Genomic DNA, 15,267 nt, shown 5'->3' with positions numbered 1-15,267 from the left:
GTTCGGTATCGCGGACGACGCTATTGGCCGTCGGTGTAGACAAGGGTGACGATCGATCCGCCTTCATCGTCCGGGGCCGCCGTCACCTGCATGCCACGGCCTTCATTGCCGGCGGTTGCGCCGCCCTCGTTCATGATCATGATGCGCGCCGGGCCGCTTACCGTCTCCATGCCGGCCTTCAGCCCCGCCGCCTCGCCCTTGCTCTTGTAGAAGGCGATGATCGCCGCGCTGTCGGTATTGGGAACGGCCAGCGCGATCATGCCCTTGCCGGGGGCCTGAGCGTCGAGCGTCGTCGTCGTCACCCGCGCGCCGGGATAGAGCGGCGCGAAGGGGGGCAGATTGGCGGGCGGGGCGACCTCGCTGGTCCCCAGGCCGGCAAGCTGCACCTCCGGCCGGCTCGCCGGGCTTTCTTCCTCCGACGTGTTCCCACCGCAGCCGGCGAGCAGAGCCGCCGCCGCCACAATTCCGAAACGCATTGCAATCCTCCCGACATGGTGTCGCGGGCCGACGATCGCACTGATCGCCCCGCTCGAAGGGAAAGAACAGGATCCGTCCGGAAAAGCGGACATTGCCGCCGCATTTTTCGCGGCATGTCCGCTTTCGCGATCGCTTGCTGTTCTGTCCTTCGCAAGCGCGCGCGGTGCCGCTGGCGGTTCGGAGCAACGATCGATGACATGGAAATATCGGGTGATGGCGGCGGTGGCCGCGGCTGGCTTGTGCGGGGTGGCGGGCGTATCGGCGGTCGGGCAATCCAGGCCGGGGCCGGGCGGCAAGCCGGGGGTGAGCTGGCAGACGATGCACAATACCGATCTGTTCGGCGGCGACTATCGCGAGATCGTCTATGACCGGCCCGGTTCGGGCTGGCAGCAGTGCATGGCGACGTGCGAGGCGGATCGCTATTGCAAGGCGTTCACCTATGTCGCGCCCGGCCGCCAGCCGCATGGCGAATGTTTCCTGAAAGGGGGTGTCCCCGAACCCTCCACCTCCGAATGCTGCGTTTCGGGCGTGAAGACCATGTCCACCGTCAGCGGTGGCGGGCGTGCGGCGCATCGCCACGATGACTGACCGGGCAGGGCGTGGGGCCGCACGCATCGTTTCGCTGATCGTGCTGGCGGCGGCCGTTCCGGTCGCCGCCGGGCAGGGCGGAACGCCGGCGGAGGGGGATGTCGTCGTCGGCGAATGGGTGGGCCGATGCGGCAAGATCGGAACCCTGGTGCCCACCGCCGACTGCGCGGTGGTCGCGCCCGTCATCCGGCCGCATCTGGACGAGATGGCGCGCGCGAAACTGATGATGGACGGTCTTCGCGGCTGGCCCGCCGCGCCGGGCCTGAAACCCGATCCGGCCACCGGCAAGTTCGTCGTGTTCTATGTCGATTACGACCGGTCGAAAGGTGGCGTGATGGCGGGCACGGTCGGTGGCTATTCCAGGGATAGCGGCCAGATCAGCTTCACCCAGCGCGAGATGGGCGAGGCGGGGCCACGCGTCGAGACGCGGCCCGGCCCCCTGTTCCAGCCGGCTGCCGGCGATCCGCGGCCGCCGCAATTGATCACGCGCGAAGGCTATTCGGGATGGCGGGCGCTGATGCAGTTCAGCGCGCACGAACTGTTCCATGCCTATCAGGCGACATCGCCCTTCCACAAAAGCTATTACGCACTGTCGAGAGTGACCACCGACATGTCGGTGAAGTGGATCCATGAAGGGACGGCGGAGGCGGCGGGCCATCTCTATCAGCTTCAGCGCCTGGGCACGCTCGGGCGCGCGCGCGACACCAGCTATGCGCGCGCGCTCAACCGCACCGCCGACGGGGGCTATGACCGGGGCGAATTCTGGTCTCTGCTCGCGCGCGACCGGAATGCTGGCGCGCCGATGAAATTCCTGTTCGATCTGCACGCATCGGCGCAGGTCATCCCGAGCGAGGGTTATGAGGAGTCGATCACCTGGCTTGACGGCCAATTGCGGGCGGCGGGCGGGCGGCTGCGCGAGGATTATGGCAGGGTGATCGCCCAGGTGACCGATCCCGGCCGATATATGCCTGACGATGTTCCGGGCTTCGAATTCCCCGAATTCGAGGCGAATTCGCCCGAGGAAGCGGTGGAGGTCCGCACCGATCCGGTGGAGATCGCCGGGCTCGCCGCAAGCGGATTCTACACGATCGTGCGGGGCAAGCATCTCCAGCCCGCCGAGGACCGCGAAGTGCCGGGCAGCCGGCTGGTCTGGTTCGAACTCCTGATCGACAAGGAGGAAGGCGACGAGCGTGTCGGCCTGGCGGTGGCGGATCAATGGGTGGATCGCAAACCCTTCACCCGGCTGATCCTGCCCGAGGGCCAGGATATCGGCTATTTCCCGCGCGCCACCAATATCGACGGCGCGGCGCCGGCCGAGACCGGGGCCGCGCGCGCGCGTTTCAACCTGCTTACCCGCCATGTGCATCTGCGCGGGCCGGGTTGCGCGAGCGTCGGCAAAATCTATCCGGTCAGGATCGATCTTGAAAGCAATCCGCTGGGCACGAACCCGACGCCCGAGTTCAAGGCGCAGCGTGGCCGGTTCACCGGCGGCGATTATGCCGCGCCTGCGGGGCCGGGACCGGACACGCTGATGGTGAAGGCGCGCGGGGTGAAGGGCGATGTGTGGGCGCCCTTCGCGAAACTGACGGTCAAATCGCGCTGCAACATCGTCATCATCGGACCGGATGGCCGGATGACCTATGACGACGATGCGAAGGCGACGCGGGTGGAGGGCGATGAAGGCCAGGCGCCGGCCTATATGGATGCCAGGGGCATGGTCGGCCTCGATCCGGAAAGCGGCAGATGGGTTCGCGTGCCCTACACCGCAATGGGGGGAGGCCACGCCGCGACCATGCCGTTTTTCAGCCAGCCGCTTGCGATGAAGGAAAGCCTTCAGCTCAACGCGTTCAGCCAGGGACCGCTGATCCTGGTCGAGGGACTGAAGCTGATGCGCCGGGATGTCGCGCGCTCGCGGCAGCGCGCGTCGGAAAGCCCGGCATCCTGTCCGTCGGGCGGCAGCGGGTGCATCCGCTTCGTCCATCCTTCGCAGCCCGACGCCGCCATCTTTTTCGATCGCGCGGGCGAGCCGGTCGGTTTCGAGGTGGAGGGTGTGATGACGCGGATCGAATATGACGGTGATCCCGTGGTGGTGCCGCCGGCCTGACGCGACCATCGTGCATGTCCGTGTGCGGTGTTATTCCGGCGACAGCCGGCGCAGATAGAGATCGCTATCGGCATCGCCGTCATAACCACGCTCGGTGAGCGTGAAGCCGGCTTTCTCCAGCAGCCGGACCGATCCGGTATTCGCCGGCGCCACCGTCGCTCGCAGCGGATCGATCCTACGCGTCCGGCCGAACGCGATCAGTGCGTCGAGCAATTCGGTGCCGAGGCCCCGGCGCCAATGCGCGGGCGCGAGGCCATAGATCAGTTCCTTGCTGCCGTCGCCCGGCCGCGCGAATCCCGCCCAGCCGATCAGCTTCCCCGTTTCGCGCAGCACGACCGCTCCGGTGCCATAGCCATGCCGCACGAGATTCTCGCCCGAGCGGACGACCCAGAGCCGCGCCATTTCCTCGCTGAGCGGCTGGCCGTCGTCGACATGACGGTGGACGCGCGGATCGGCGAAAAGTGCGACCAGCGGCTCGGCATCCTCCGGCGTGAACGGCCGGATGATCAGCTGGGATGTTTCGAGCCTGTCGTTCAGCAGCATGCGACGCCTTGTGCCGATGGACGGCCGTGGAGTCGATCGGGTTGGATCATTACCCCTGTCGCGGCGTCACCCCCGCGCCCAGGCAGCGGCCGCGGTCGTAATTGCCGACTATGCGGATCACTTCGCCCGGCTGCGGCTCGATGCGGCGGCCCTCGGCGATGCCGGCGAGGACGCGGCCGATCAACTGGTCGAGCCGGGTGACGGCGTAGCAGGCGAGATTGGGTTCGGCATGGGGGTTGCCGACGCCGCTGTCGTCGGTGAGGAAGATGTAGCGGCCCTGGGTGAGCGCCGCCATCGTCCGCATCACATATTCGGCGCTCTCCTCCACGCCGCTTGCAGCCACTGGCACGATCTGGACGCCGCGTGCGCGCAGCCTTTCGGTGGAGGCGAGGGTGGGGCCGAAATCCTCTTCATGCGGGGGGCATCGGCGACGAGCAGGATCGCCTTGGCCGCGCCCGGCCGCCATTCCATCCGCTCGGCCGCCGCCATCGCCTGGGCCACCGCTTCCGGCATGTCGCCGCCGCCGCCCGCCTCCTGCCGCGCCAGCGTGGCGCGCACGCTGCGGATATCGGCGGTGAGCGGGGTCGAACGCACGACATAGTCGTCGCCTTCGTCGCGATAGACGATCACCGAGATGCGCAGGTCGAGATTGCCCGCCTCGCGCTTCAGCCGCGCGACGATCGAGTCGATCTCCGCCTGGAGATAGGCCATCTCGTCGCCCATGCTGCCGGAGGTGTCGATCACCAGCGCCAGGTCCATCGCGGAGACGGCGGGCGCGGTGCCGGGCAGCGCGATGGCGATGCTGCGTGCTCCCCGGCCACCCAGATCGAGCGCGCGCGCGGCATTGCCCGCGGCGGAGGCGACGCGGACGGTGGTGCGTGCCGGTACGCGATCGAAGGCGGGATAGAAGGATGCGGTGCCGTCGGCGGCGGCCACGAGCCGCAGCGGCGATCCGCCGCGCTGCACGTCGACACGCGCGAAGGGAACCGGACGGCCGCCGGCATCGACCACCTTCACCGCGACGCGCTTGCGCGTGTCGACGAACGGCAGGTCGCGCTGTCCGCTTTCCTGCAGGAAACGCTCGGCATAATCGGCGTAGAGTTCGGGATTGAGCAGGTCGTCATGATCGCCGGCGGTGAGCAGCCCCGATTGCGCGGGCGGCTGCGGGCGAGGCGGCACGGGCGGCGGCGCGGCGGGTTCGACGGGCTCGGTCGTCAGGGTCTCGGTCTTGCCCTTGACGAGGCCGGCGACATTTCACTCGCTCCTGCGCGCGGTGACGCGCGGGGCCTCGGCGGCGTCTTCGACGGCGGCATAGTCGACAACGGCGTCGCGGCTGTCGGCGGATCGCGGTTCGGGCTTGCCGCAGCCGGTGAGCCAGAGCGGGATGGCGAGCAGGGGAAGAAGGGAAAGGCGACGAACGGAGGGGACATTCGACATAAACGGCATCCTTCACGCTGGGAAACCGTATGAAACATTATCACAAAGATAGAGAATGCAAAGAGGGTCAAGACATTAGAAAAATTGGGGTCTGGTGCCAGATCATCTCCTTTGTGCGCGGCTTCATGCTGGGCGTAGCATGAATGGGTACAGATAAACTGGGGGTGGGCGATGACGGTATCGGACTGGGATCAGGCGGCACCGGCATCGGCGGAGGATCTGGGATTGACGCGGCGCGGGCAGTTGACCGCGATGATCGCGGCCTTTGCCGGCTATGTGCTGGCCGCCGAACTGGCGGCCGCGCGGCCCGGCCGGCGCATGGCGGCGCGCGACTGGATCGATCGCCAGGACGAGATCGCGCGCGCACTCAAGCGCGGCACGCTCTCGCCACGGGCATGGATGGACGCGGTCGTGGGGCTGGCCGGCGAGATCGATGTCGCCGAACTGATGGCGAGCCTGGATCAGGCGCGCGTGACGGCGGCGGCGATGCCGCCCACCAACGATCCGCAAAAGCGCCATGTCCGTTTCCTCGACGCCGATGGCGCGCCGCGCAAGCTGGCCTATGGCGCGGCGCTGTTCGATTTCGCGCCGCACAATGTGATCACCCCGCACGGGCATCGCCATATGGCCTCCGCGCACCTGGTGGTTGCCGGCGCCTTCCGCGTCCGCAATTTCGATCGGGTCCGCGACACGCCCGGCGCGATGGTGATCCGCCCGACGCGCGATTTCCGCGCGCGCGCCGGCACGCTTTCCGCCATGTCGCCCGATCGCGACAATATCCACTGGTTCGTGCCCGATGGCGGCCCGGCGCGGACCTTCGACGTGGTGATCTCCGGCCTCGATGCCGGGTCGCCGGACTACGAGATCCAGGCGATCGACCCGCTGGGCGGCCGGCGGCTGGCCGACGGCACGATCCGTGCGCCGATCATGTCGTTCGAGGCGGCATCGGCGCGGTATACGGCGAAGATGTGAGGTTGTTTCGCGGTGCGTGCCATGAATAATGCTTCGTCGGGAGAAGCCATGTCGAGGCGAGCGTTGTTGGTTGATGGAATGCTGTCCGGAACCGGGATCAGGGATCGGTTGGAGGGGGGCTATGTTGGACTTGAAACATTGGGTCTTTCGAGCGAGCTGACGGCGGAATTCGTCGATTGGCTCGCTCGATACGAAAGCGCCCATTTCGCCGGTTACGCTGATGCGCTCGTGGTTTCCGAGCTGGATCGACAGGGCATAGTCCTGGCGGGGAAGGTCGCAGCGCAAAGGCCCGATGACGATATCGGCTATTTCTCCGATGCGCTGCTGACGCGGCTCTCGTGACGATGATCTACTGCACCGATCGGAACAGGCTGGGCCAGTCGCCGGGATAGCGGCCGCCACAATTGCGTTGCAGGTCGAGCGAGGTGAGCCGGAAGGCCGCGCCGTCCCAGATCCAGCTTGCCGATATGCCGCAATCGGCCAGGCCGCGCCCCTTGGCGGCGGTCGATACCGTGCCGCCTTCCGCATCGAACCAGGCTTCGGTGAAATAGGAGAGGGTTTCCCCCTCCGCATCCGCGCCGAGATAGGGTGTCGGCAGGATCAACTGGCGGGATGCGCCCCTGCCGCGCGGGACGATGAAGGCCAGCGACGATCCCTGATAGGCGCCCATGATGCAGGGGACGAAGGCGATCGCCTGCATGTCGTTCAGCGCGTTCGCCTCGGCCGTCATCGCCCCGGGCATCTCCTGGCACCCCTCCTTTTCGAACAGGGCCGCCTGTTCGGTGCGCACCCTGGCGATCAGCCGGTCGGCTTCGCCCGCGGACAGGCGTGCGGCGATCGGGCGCCTGGCGATCCTGGGGATGGCCGGCGGGGCAGGGACGTCGCCTGCCGGGCGCGGGCCCGGCCGGATCAGCGCGGTCACGCCGCCCACGCGGCCCTGCCGGTCGTCCATGCGCAGCAGGGCGGCGGTGATGCAGTCGAGCGGGATCTCCGCGCCGCCCGCGCGCAAGATGGCGCCGTCGCGCAGCCGCGCGACCAGCGCGCGGATCGCGGCGGGGTCGTCGGTGGTCAGCGTCGTGCCGTCGCCATCCTCGGTCGTGAGCGTCCAGGCCGACATGTCGAGCGCGAGCGGCTTGCCGTCGATCGCGAGATCCCTGGCGGTGAAGGCCGATTCCGTGGCGATCGTCGCGGTCGCGGCGCCGTTCGGCCCGGCTTCGCGCTCGATCGTCAGCTCGGCGCGCGACGAGCCGTCGTCGAATCCCTTGGCGATGCAGGACAGGCCGTTGTCGCATGCGACCAGCCAGGATCGGTACTCGTCATAGGATTGGACGGGGGCTGCAGGCGCACCCCATGACGATGCCGGAATTGCGGCTAGCATCAGCGCCGATCCCATATGGACGAAGATATTCATTGGTCTGGCCTTTTGAGGATGTTTTTTTGATGAATCAGGACAGGATTTTCAATAATGATCCCGGGCGCTGCTGGGGGCGCCGCATTGAAATCGAAGAACGGGCCATCGGGGGCGGCTGACGCATCCCGGGCCATCGGGAGGCTAGCCGTGACATCTTTCGCTCGACGCACATCCATCGCCCTTGCGCTCGCACTCGCTGCGGCATCGGCAACCATGCCCGTGGCCGCACAGCCGCGCAAGGCCGCGGCCTCTGCCGCCATGCCGATCTCGCCCGCGAAGATCGACGACACCGTGGCGCGCGCGATGAAGGCATTCGAAGTGCCCGGCATGGCCGTCGGCATCGTCAAGGACGGCAAGCTGATCTATTCCAAGGGCTATGGCGTGCGCGAGCAGGGCAAGTCCGCCAGGGTCGATACCGACACGCTGTTCCAGATCGGATCGAACACCAAGGCGTTCACCGCCGCCGCGCTCTCGATCCTGGTCGACGAGGGCAAGATCGGCTGGGACGACAAGGTGATCGACCATCTGCCCCAGTTCCGCATGTACGATCCCTATGTGACGCGCGAATTCACGATCCGCGACCTGCTGACGCATCGCAGCGGCCTGGGGCTGGGTGCTGGCGACCTGATGGTCTTTCCCGAAAGCGACATCACGCGCGACGAGATCATCCACGGCCTGCGCTACCTGAAGCCCGTTTCCAGCTTCCGCTCGCGCTTCGATTACGACAACACGCTCTATATGGTCGCGGGCCAGATCATCCCGGCGGTGACCGGCAAGACATGGGACGAGTTCGTCGAGACACGGATCCTGAACCCGCTCGGCATGCAGCCCTGTTCGTCGACCTATGGCCGGATCCGCGACCGCAGCAATCTCGCTTCGCCGCACATCGTGGTCGAGGGCAGGCTGAGCGCGATCCCGGTGATGAACATCGATGCGATCGGACCGGCGGGCACGATCAACTGCAGCATCAACGGCATGTCCAAATGGCTGATGACGCAGCTGGAGGCGGGCAAGAGCCCGTCGGGCAAACAGCTGTTCAGCGCCGAGCGCGGCGCGGAGATGTGGACGGTCAATACGCCGCTTCCGGTCAATCCGCGTTCGACCCAGACGATGCGCACGCATTTCTCGGGCTATGGCCTGGGCTGGGGGCTGGAGGACGTGTTCGGATACAAGAAGGTCGCGCACACCGGCGGCGTGGCGGGCACCGTCACCTGGGTGGCGATGGTCCCCGAACTCAAGCTGGGCGTGCTGGTCTTCACCAACCAGCAATCGGGCGCTGCGATGAGCTCGGTCGGCAACCAGATCCTCGACGCCTATCTGAAGGCGCCGGCGCGCGACTGGGTGGAGATGGCCGCCGAGCAGACCAGGGCGCGCAACGACGGCGCCCGCGCGGTGGAGGATGCCGCCGCGAAGGTGCTGGCGAGCGCCGGGCCGCCCTCGCTGCCGCTCGACACCTATGTCGGCACCTATAACGATCCGTGGCGCGGCGACGCGACCGTGCGGCGCGAGGGTGACGGGCTGCTGCTCAAGTTCAGCCGGACCAAGGACCTGGAAGGGCCACTGCTGCCCTATAGCGGCAATATCTTCATCGCCCGCTGGAAGGATCGCAGCCTGGAGGCCGATTCCTACGTTCGCTTCGAACAGGGCTATGACGGCAAGGTGACGGGCATGAAGATGCAGGCGGTGTCGCCCGCGACCGATTTCAGCTTCGATTTCCACGATCTGGATTTCACCAAGGTGGAGAAGCCGGCGAAATAAGGCACGGGCCTATAAGGTTTGTTTGCAAATGCTTAATCTCCATCGTCATTCCAGCGAAAGCTGGAATCCATACGCGGTCGGCCGTCAGGAACGGGCATCGTATGGACCCCAGCTTTCGCTGGGGTGACGGCGGAGAACAGCTTGGATGAATGCCACGGATCGCGAGGGAGAGTTCGAATGGATGTGACGCGGCGGGATATGCTGGGGGTCGCCTCGGCGGCGACGATGATCGCGGTGGCGCCGCCGCTGGCGGCGGCCACGAAGGCGGCTGCCGGCGGGCCGCTTGGCCAGGTCGTCCAGCGGCTGAAGGCGTTCGCCGATGCCGATCTGGCCGACAAGGGCTTTCCTGGCATGAGCGTCGCCCTGATCGGACCCGGCGGCGCGCAGGCGGTCTTCGCCGCCGGGCTTGCCGATCTCGACCGGCGCGTGCCCACCACGCCCGAGCATCTGTTCCAGATCGGCTCGATCTCCAAATCGCTCACCGCCATGGCGCTGTTCGTGCTGGCGGACCAGGGCAAGCTGAACCTGGATGCGCGCGTGCAGGACCTGCTGCCCGATTATCCGCTGCCGCCCGAAACGCTCACGCTCACCCAGTTGCTCGATCACAGTTCGGGCATCCCCAATCTGCTCGAGGATCCGATGCAGATCGATATCCCGGGCGGGCGGCTCTGGACGGGCTTCGCGCCGGGATCGCGCTATTCCTATTGCAATCTCGGCTATGCGCTGCTCGGCGCGGTGATCGAGCGGGCTTCGGGCATGAGCTATCCGGCCGCGATGAACGCGCTGGTGCTGAAGCCCTTGGGCATGAAGACGGCGGTGCCCGCCTTCCGCATTTCCGATCGCGCCGCCTATGCCAGCGGCCATGTCCGTTTCCGCGACGACATGCCGTGGCTGCCCAGGGTGCGGCTGGCGCAGGCGCGCTGGTTCGATTTCTCGCACGCGGCGGGATCGGTCGCCGCCAGCGGCCCCGACATGGTGCGCTTCCTGCAGTTCCTGCAGGGCGTCGCCAGGGGCAAGGGCGCGCCGCTCTTCTCCGATGCGCTGGCCGAACGTTACCGCAAGCCGACGATCGATTCCTCGCCGGCCGGTGCGCGCTACGGCAACGGGCTGATCACGCTGGCCGTCGACGGGCGCCCCTGCTTCCGCCACACCGGCGGCGTGCACGGCTTCAGCTCGGCCTTCACGCTCGACCAGGAAGCGGGCGTCGGCTGCTATGCCAGCGTCAATGTCGGCGGCGCGGGCGGCTATCGGCCGACCGAGATCACCGAATATGCGATGGCGCTGCTGCGCGCGGCGAGCGCGGGCCAGCCCTTGCCGCCCGTCCGCACGCCCAAGGCCACGCCGCCCGTGAAGAACGGCGCGCGGCTGGCCGGCCAGTGGCGGAGCGCCGATGGCGCGGCGCTGACGATCGTCGAGCGCGGCGGCGCGCTGTTCGTGACCAGCGGCGGACGCGAGGCGCGGTTGCGGAGCGGCGGGGAGGATGGTTTCGTCACCGATCATCCCGCGCTGGCACCCTATAGCCTGGTGCTGGAAGGCGAGACGCTGCGGCTGGGCGGCAGGCTGTTCGGGCGCGGCGCGGCGCCCGCCGCCCAGCCGCCGAGCCCGCGTCTGGCGGGGCTGGTCGGCAGCTATTACAGCCCGAGTTCCTGGGGCAATCGCCCCAGGGTCTTCGCGATCGGTGATCGGCTGTTCCTGGGCAATGAGGAACTGGTCGCGGCGGCGGACGGCAGCTGGCGCTACAAGGATCCGGAAGCGTCGTGCGAGCGCGTCTGGTTCCTCAATCCGATCGGCGGCCGCCCGCAGATATTGAGCTTGTCCGGTTCGCGTTACGGGCGGTTCCACGATACGGGGCTTTGAGGACCCGGTTTCCGTTCGGTTCGAGCTTGCCGAGAACCCGCTTCAGGTGACGGCCGGCGAGCGTCTCGACGGTCGCGTCTCGACAGGCTCGACGCTGCTCGAAGCGAACGGCATGGGATCCGGTGTCAGCCGCCGCCCATCGCGCGGCGCAGCACGTCGTCGATGCGCGGATCGTCCATCTGGGTCACGTTGAAGCGCATGAAGCCGCCCGCGCTTCCGGACGGGCTGAAGACATTGCCGGGGGCGAGCACTACGCCCTTCGCCATCGCGCGGCGCGCGATGATCGCGGACTCATGGCCGTCAGGCAGGCGGCACCAGAGATAGAAACCGCCGCGCGGATCGATCCAGGGGGTGATGCTCAGCCGGGCGAGCCGTGTCGCGGCCTCGCCCCTGGCATGGGTCAGGCGGCGGCGCAGCTCGTCCATATGCTTGCGATAGAAGCCGCCCGCCAGCACATGCGCGATCATCTCGGTCGCGATCGGGCTCGGCCCGCCGAAGCTGGTGGCGACCTGAAGGTCGACCAGCCCCTCGATCCAGTCGGCGCGCGCCGCGATATAGCCGCAGCGCATCGCGGCGGAGAGCGTTTTCGAAAAGCTGCCGACGCGAACGACGCGGTCCAGCCCGTCGAGCGCGGCGAGGCGGGGGGAAGGCGATGGCTCGAAATCGGCGAAGATATCGTCCTCCACCACCGTCACGTCATGCGCCGCCGCGATCGTCAGCAGCCGGTGCGCGGTCTGGGGGGAGAGCGTGGCGCCCGTCGGATTGTGGAGCGCGGAATTGGTGATGTAGAGGCGCGGGCGTTCCGCCGCGGCCGCCGCCTCGAACGCTGTCACGTCCGGCCCCATCGGGGTGTAGGGAATGCCGACGATCCGGGCTTGGTGCGCGCGCAGCAGCGCCTGGAAATTGAAATAGCAGGGATCGTCCACCAGCACGGTATCGCCGGGGCGTAGCAGGAAACGGCAGATCAGGTCGATCGCCTGGGTGCCCGATCCGGTCAGCATCAACTGGGCGGAATCGGCCTCGATCCCCTGTTCGGCGAAGCGCCCGAGCAGCAGCCGGCGCAGCGCCGCCGATCCGCGCGTGCTGCCGTAATCGGAGAGGATATTGTCCTCGACACGGGCAAGCGCGCGCAGGGCGCGGCGCATCGGCGCCTGCGGCATCCAGTCCGCCGGCAGCCAGCCGCAGCCGGGCTTCAGAGCCGACGGATCGGCATCGAGCGATTCCCGCGACACCCAGAGCGGATCGATGTCGCGGTCGCGTCGTTCCCCCATCTCGCCCAGCGCCATCGGCGGCAGGTGCGATCCCGTCACATAGAAGCCCGATCCGCGCCGGGCGTGAATCAGCCCCTCGGCCGCCAGCCGGTCATAGGCCTCGACGACGGTGGAGGGGGAGACGCGCATCGTCTCGGCGAAGCGGCGCACCGACGGCAGCCTGTCGCCCGCGCCCAGCGCGCGGCTGGCGAGCTTCGCGCGCACCGTGTTCATCAGGGCTTCCGTGCGCGTCGGCGGCTGGGTGTCCATCGATCATTCTCGAATCCGTATGGGCAGAAGTATCCATACAGTTTGTTCATTTTGTACTGCATTGTTTCTGTCTATGCCACCCGCGATCGGTTAGCCGCCAGCGTTCCGAAAGCGAGGGATTATGGAACGTAACACGGCCGGCTGGGGCAGCGGATTGCTCGGCGTCATCATCTTCAGCGGATCGCTGCCGGCGACGCGTGTCGCGGTGGCGGATTTCTCGCCCCTGTTCCTCACCTCCGCGCGCGCGGCGATCGCGGCGCTGCTCGGCGCGGCCTTCCTGTTCGGGCTGCGTCAGGCCCGGCCGTCCCATGCCGATATCGTGCCGCTCGCCATCGTCTCGGTCGGTGTCGTGCTGGGCTTTCCGCTGCTGACCGCGCTGGCGCTCCAGCATATCAACGCGGCGCATTCGATCGTGTTCGTCGGCCTGTTGCCGCTCTCCACCGCGATCTTCGGCGTGCTGCGCGGGGGCGAGCGGCCCAGGCCCGCCTTCTGGCTGTTCTCGACGATCGGCGCGGCGGCGGTGGCGGGGTTCGCGCTGTATCGCAGCGATGGCGGCTCCATGGTCGGAGACCTGCTGATGATCGCGGCGATCCTGCTGTGTGGGCTGGGCTATGCCGAAGGCGGCGTGCTCTCACGCCGGCTGGGCGGATGGCAGGTGATCAGTTGGGCGCTGCTGCTGGCGCTGCCGCCGATGGCGATCCTCGCGCTCGTCACCGCGCCGGCGGGTTTCGCGGATGTCGGCGCACCGGCCTGGCTGGGGCTCGGCTATGTCTCGGTCTTCTCGATGCTGGTCGGCTTCATCTTCTGGTATCGCGGCCTGGCGCTGGGCGGCATCGCGGGCGTCGGCCAGCTCCAGCTTCTCCAGCCCTTTTTTGGCCTCGTGCTGGCGGCGCTGCTGCTGCGCGAGCCGGTCGGCTGGACGATGATCGCATCGACCGTGATCGTCGTGCTGTGTGTTGCGGGTGCGCGGCGTTTCGCATGAGCGGTTCATGGTCCGCAAATCCCGAAATTCCGTTCGGACTGAGCCTGTCGAAGTTTTGCCCTTTCTTCAGCACACTGCCGAAGAAGAACGGGACTTCGACAGGCTCCGTCCGAACGGCGATATGTTGCGCGCAGGCGCCTCCCCTATGACGGCAGAACGAAGATCGCCCAGGCAAGCAATGGTCCGGCCAGCGTGATCGCCGCGCTGTAGAGCAGCAATTGCCGGAACAGCCCGTCGCGGCGTTCGGGCGTCGCATTGGCGACGACGAGCGCGCCGTTGGTGGAGAAGGGCGAGGTATCGACGATCGTGGTCGAGATCGCGATCGCGATGACGGTGCCGATCGGATTCATCTGGCTGGCGGCGAGAAAGGGCAGGGCGAGCGGCACGACGATGCCGAGCAGCGCCGTGGAGGAGGCGAAGGCGGAGACGACGCCGCCCAGATAGCAGAGCAGCAGCGCGCCGATCAGCGGCATGCCGATCGCCGCGATCGCATCGCCCGCCACCGTCACCGTGCCGAGTTTCTGGAGCAGCGCGACATAGGTGACGACGCCGCAGATCAGCAGCACGGTGGACCAGGCGACCCGGTCCACCGCGCCCTTTTGCGAGTGCGGCGCCGCGATCGCGAGCAAGGCGGCGGCGCCCATGGCGAGCACGCCGATACTGGCGTCGAAGCCGATCGCGATCACCGCGACGATCGCCAGCACGACCAGCGTGAGCACGCGTTCGCGGCGCATCGCGCCCGTCGGATCGGCGGTTTCATGCGCGTCCGCCTCCAGCGGCTCGGGCGGATCGCGCAGCAGCCGGTATCCGCCGAGCACGAGAAACACCGCGATCGCGACGGCGGCGTTGAAGGCGAAGCTGGCGAGGAACAGGGCGGTCGGCGCCGGATCGATGCCGGCTTGCGCAACGACGCCGTTGGTGATGCCGCCATAGATGGATGTCGGCGAAAAGGCGCCCGCCTGCGCGCCATGGATGACCATCAGCCCCATCATCAGCGGACTGATCCGGTGGCGCGCGGCGAAGCGCAGCGCGACCGGCGCGACGATGGCGACCGCGGCGGGCCCCAATGCGCCGAAGGCGGTGAGCGCGGCGGCGGCGGCGAACACCACCCAGGGCATCATCACCGCGCGCTCGCCGGTCAGCCGCGCCAGCGCATGCACCATCCAGTCGATCGCGCCGTTGCGCTCGGCGATCGCGAACAGGAAGGTGATGCCGACCAGGGTGACGAACAGGTCCGCCGGAAAGCCCGCCAGCACATCCTTGGCCGACGCATCGGCGAGCAGCCCGCCCACCGCGAAGGCGGCGGCCAGCGCCAGCAGCCCCATGTTGATCGGGCGCAGCGTGGCGACGGCGAACACCGCCGCCAGCACGCCGACCGAAATGACGTGAACCGGCATTCCCCCTCCCGCCTTCATTCCTCCAGCGACGACGCGGCGTCGCTCGCGCCGCAACCTGCAAGCACATGGCCTGAAAGCAAAGGTAAATCTGGGATGACGGGTAGCGACCCTCCGCGTGAACCATCCGGTTCGGCGGAAGCGCGGAGACGCGGAGAGAGGCTGTCCAACTTTCTCTCACGCGCCCGGGAACGCGTACGCAACTGCACAGGCCCTTGGAAAAG

Annotated in this window: 16 protein-coding genes; 7 read left to right on the top strand and 9 right to left on the bottom strand. The window is 67.7% G+C overall.

Annotation, left to right across the window (positions count from 1 at the left end):
* Positions 1-20: 20 nt before the first annotated feature.
* A complete protein-coding gene (locus ACODTA_RS06710; RefSeq protein WP_489065037.1) occupies positions 21-476 on the bottom strand; it encodes a hypothetical protein in 456 nt (151 codons plus the stop codon).
* A 193-nt stretch (positions 477-669) separates the two neighbouring features.
* Here ACODTA_RS06710 and ACODTA_RS06705 point away from each other — a divergent pair, with 193 nt between their 5' ends.
* Positions 670-1,065 carry a PAN/Apple domain-containing protein gene (locus ACODTA_RS06705; RefSeq protein WP_489065035.1) on the top strand — a complete coding sequence of 132 codons (396 nt, stop codon included), beginning with the start codon at positions 670-672 and terminating at the stop codon, positions 1,063-1,065.
* Positions 1,058-3,169, top strand: a complete 2,112-nt coding sequence (locus ACODTA_RS06700) for a hypothetical protein (RefSeq protein ID WP_489065034.1) — start codon at positions 1,058-1,060, stop codon at positions 3,167-3,169. The genes ACODTA_RS06705 and ACODTA_RS06700 overlap by 8 nt, the downstream gene beginning before the upstream one ends.
* A gap of 30 nt (positions 3,170-3,199) precedes the next feature.
* On the opposite strand, the gene ACODTA_RS06695 is transcribed toward ACODTA_RS06700, so the two are convergent.
* The 4 genes from ACODTA_RS06695 to ACODTA_RS06680 all read right to left on the bottom strand — a co-directional run bounded on the left by ACODTA_RS06695 (position 3,200) and on the right by ACODTA_RS06680 (position 5,149).
* A complete protein-coding gene (locus ACODTA_RS06695) occupies positions 3,200-3,712 on the bottom strand; it encodes a GNAT family N-acetyltransferase (protein ID WP_489065033.1) in 513 nt (170 codons plus the stop codon).
* A 49-nt stretch (positions 3,713-3,761) separates the two neighbouring features.
* Positions 3,762-4,061 (bottom strand): hypothetical protein, encoded by a 300-nt coding sequence (locus tag ACODTA_RS06690; protein WP_489065032.1) that lies wholly within the window; start codon positions 4,059-4,061, stop codon positions 3,762-3,764.
* Positions 4,016-4,891: a VWA domain-containing protein gene (locus tag ACODTA_RS06685; protein ID WP_489065031.1), complete on the bottom strand. Its 876-nt coding sequence runs from the start codon at positions 4,889-4,891 to the stop codon at positions 4,016-4,018. The genes ACODTA_RS06690 and ACODTA_RS06685 overlap by 46 nt, the downstream gene beginning before the upstream one ends.
* A gap of 75 nt (positions 4,892-4,966) precedes the next feature.
* Entirely contained in the window at positions 4,967-5,149 is a 183-nt protein-coding gene (locus ACODTA_RS06680; protein WP_489065030.1) for a hypothetical protein, read from the bottom strand.
* A 171-nt stretch (positions 5,150-5,320) separates the two neighbouring features.
* Here ACODTA_RS06680 and ACODTA_RS06675 point away from each other — a divergent pair, with 171 nt between their 5' ends.
* Both ACODTA_RS06675 and ACODTA_RS06670 read left to right on the top strand, forming a co-directional pair.
* The gene (locus ACODTA_RS06675; protein ID WP_489065029.1) at positions 5,321-6,121 is read left to right on the top strand and encodes a cupin domain-containing protein; all 801 of its coding nucleotides are present in this window, start codon (positions 5,321-5,323) and stop codon (positions 6,119-6,121) included.
* Between the two features lie 21 nt (positions 6,122-6,142).
* The gene (locus ACODTA_RS06670) at positions 6,143-6,463 is read left to right on the top strand and encodes a hypothetical protein (RefSeq protein WP_489065028.1); all 321 of its coding nucleotides are present in this window, start codon (positions 6,143-6,145) and stop codon (positions 6,461-6,463) included.
* Between the two features lie 7 nt (positions 6,464-6,470).
* Here ACODTA_RS06670 and ACODTA_RS06665 read toward each other — a convergent pair whose 3' ends face one another.
* Positions 6,471-7,532, bottom strand: a complete 1,062-nt coding sequence (locus ACODTA_RS06665) for a DUF1176 domain-containing protein (RefSeq protein ID WP_489065027.1) — start codon at positions 7,530-7,532, stop codon at positions 6,471-6,473.
* Positions 7,529-7,861, bottom strand: a complete 333-nt coding sequence (locus ACODTA_RS06660; protein ID WP_489065026.1) for a hypothetical protein — start codon at positions 7,859-7,861, stop codon at positions 7,529-7,531. The genes ACODTA_RS06665 and ACODTA_RS06660 overlap by 4 nt, the downstream gene beginning before the upstream one ends.
* On the opposite strand from ACODTA_RS06660, the gene ACODTA_RS06655 reads away from it, so the two are divergent.
* Entirely contained in the window at positions 7,836-9,290 is a 1,455-nt protein-coding gene (locus tag ACODTA_RS06655; RefSeq protein ID WP_489065025.1) for a serine hydrolase, read from the top strand. The two genes, ACODTA_RS06660 and ACODTA_RS06655, sit on opposite strands and share 26 nt — an antisense overlap.
* Positions 9,291-9,467: 177 nt before the next feature.
* Positions 9,468-11,147: a serine hydrolase domain-containing protein gene (locus ACODTA_RS06650; RefSeq protein WP_489065024.1), complete on the top strand. Its 1,680-nt coding sequence runs from the start codon at positions 9,468-9,470 to the stop codon at positions 11,145-11,147.
* Between the two features lie 125 nt (positions 11,148-11,272).
* Here ACODTA_RS06650 and ACODTA_RS06645 read toward each other — a convergent pair whose 3' ends face one another.
* Positions 11,273-12,631: an aminotransferase-like domain-containing protein gene (locus tag ACODTA_RS06645; RefSeq protein ID WP_489065023.1), complete on the bottom strand. Its 1,359-nt coding sequence runs from the start codon at positions 12,629-12,631 to the stop codon at positions 11,273-11,275.
* Positions 12,632-12,788: 157 nt separating this feature from the next.
* Here ACODTA_RS06645 and ACODTA_RS06640 point away from each other — a divergent pair, with 157 nt between their 5' ends.
* Positions 12,789-13,649: a DMT family transporter gene (locus ACODTA_RS06640; RefSeq protein WP_489065022.1), complete on the top strand. Its 861-nt coding sequence runs from the start codon at positions 12,789-12,791 to the stop codon at positions 13,647-13,649.
* A gap of 143 nt (positions 13,650-13,792) precedes the next feature.
* On the opposite strand, the gene ACODTA_RS06635 is transcribed toward ACODTA_RS06640, so the two are convergent.
* Positions 13,793-15,046, bottom strand: coding sequence for an SLC13 family permease (locus ACODTA_RS06635; RefSeq protein WP_489065021.1), 1,254 nt, complete (start codon positions 15,044-15,046; stop codon positions 13,793-13,795).
* Positions 15,047-15,267: the final 221 nt, after the last annotated feature.

It is taken from the genome of Sphingomonas sp. FG14, assembly GCF_057809675.1.
The sequence above is the reverse complement of the archived record's forward strand: the minus strand, read 5'-3'. Positions and strand labels throughout refer to the sequence as shown.

Excerpts from the sequence above, each read along its gene's own strand:
- ACODTA_RS06710 (WP_489065037.1), bottom strand. The coding sequence starts at position 476 with ATGCGTTTCGGAATTGTGGCGGCGGCGGCTCTGCTCGCCGGCTGCGGT.
- ACODTA_RS06705 (WP_489065035.1), top strand. The coding sequence starts at position 670 with ATGACATGGAAATATCGGGTGATGGCGGCGGTGGCCGCGGCTGGCTTG.
- ACODTA_RS06700 (WP_489065034.1), top strand. The coding sequence starts at position 1,058 with ATGACTGACCGGGCAGGGCGTGGGGCCGCACGCATCGTTTCGCTGATC.
- ACODTA_RS06695 (WP_489065033.1), bottom strand. The coding sequence starts at position 3,712 with ATGCTGCTGAACGACAGGCTCGAAACATCCCAGCTGATCATCCGGCCG.
- ACODTA_RS06680 (WP_489065030.1), bottom strand. The coding sequence starts at position 5,149 with ATGTCGAATGTCCCCTCCGTTCGTCGCCTTTCCCTTCTTCCCCTGCTC.
- ACODTA_RS06675 (WP_489065029.1), top strand. The coding sequence starts at position 5,321 with ATGACGGTATCGGACTGGGATCAGGCGGCACCGGCATCGGCGGAGGAT.
- ACODTA_RS06670 (WP_489065028.1), top strand. The coding sequence starts at position 6,143 with ATGAATAATGCTTCGTCGGGAGAAGCCATGTCGAGGCGAGCGTTGTTG.
- ACODTA_RS06665 (WP_489065027.1), bottom strand. The coding sequence starts at position 7,532 with ATGAATATCTTCGTCCATATGGGATCGGCGCTGATGCTAGCCGCAATT.
- ACODTA_RS06655 (WP_489065025.1), top strand. The coding sequence starts at position 7,836 with ATGAAGGCATTCGAAGTGCCCGGCATGGCCGTCGGCATCGTCAAGGAC.
- ACODTA_RS06660 (WP_489065026.1), bottom strand. The coding sequence starts at position 7,861 with ATGCCGGGCACTTCGAATGCCTTCATCGCGCGCGCCACGGTGTCGTCG.
- ACODTA_RS06650 (WP_489065024.1), top strand. The coding sequence starts at position 9,468 with ATGGATGTGACGCGGCGGGATATGCTGGGGGTCGCCTCGGCGGCGACG.
- ACODTA_RS06645 (WP_489065023.1), bottom strand. The coding sequence starts at position 12,631 with ATGAACACGGTGCGCGCGAAGCTCGCCAGCCGCGCGCTGGGCGCGGGC.
- ACODTA_RS06640 (WP_489065022.1), top strand. The coding sequence starts at position 12,789 with ATGGAACGTAACACGGCCGGCTGGGGCAGCGGATTGCTCGGCGTCATC.
- ACODTA_RS06635 (WP_489065021.1), bottom strand. The coding sequence starts at position 15,046 with ATGCCGGTTCACGTCATTTCGGTCGGCGTGCTGGCGGCGGTGTTCGCC.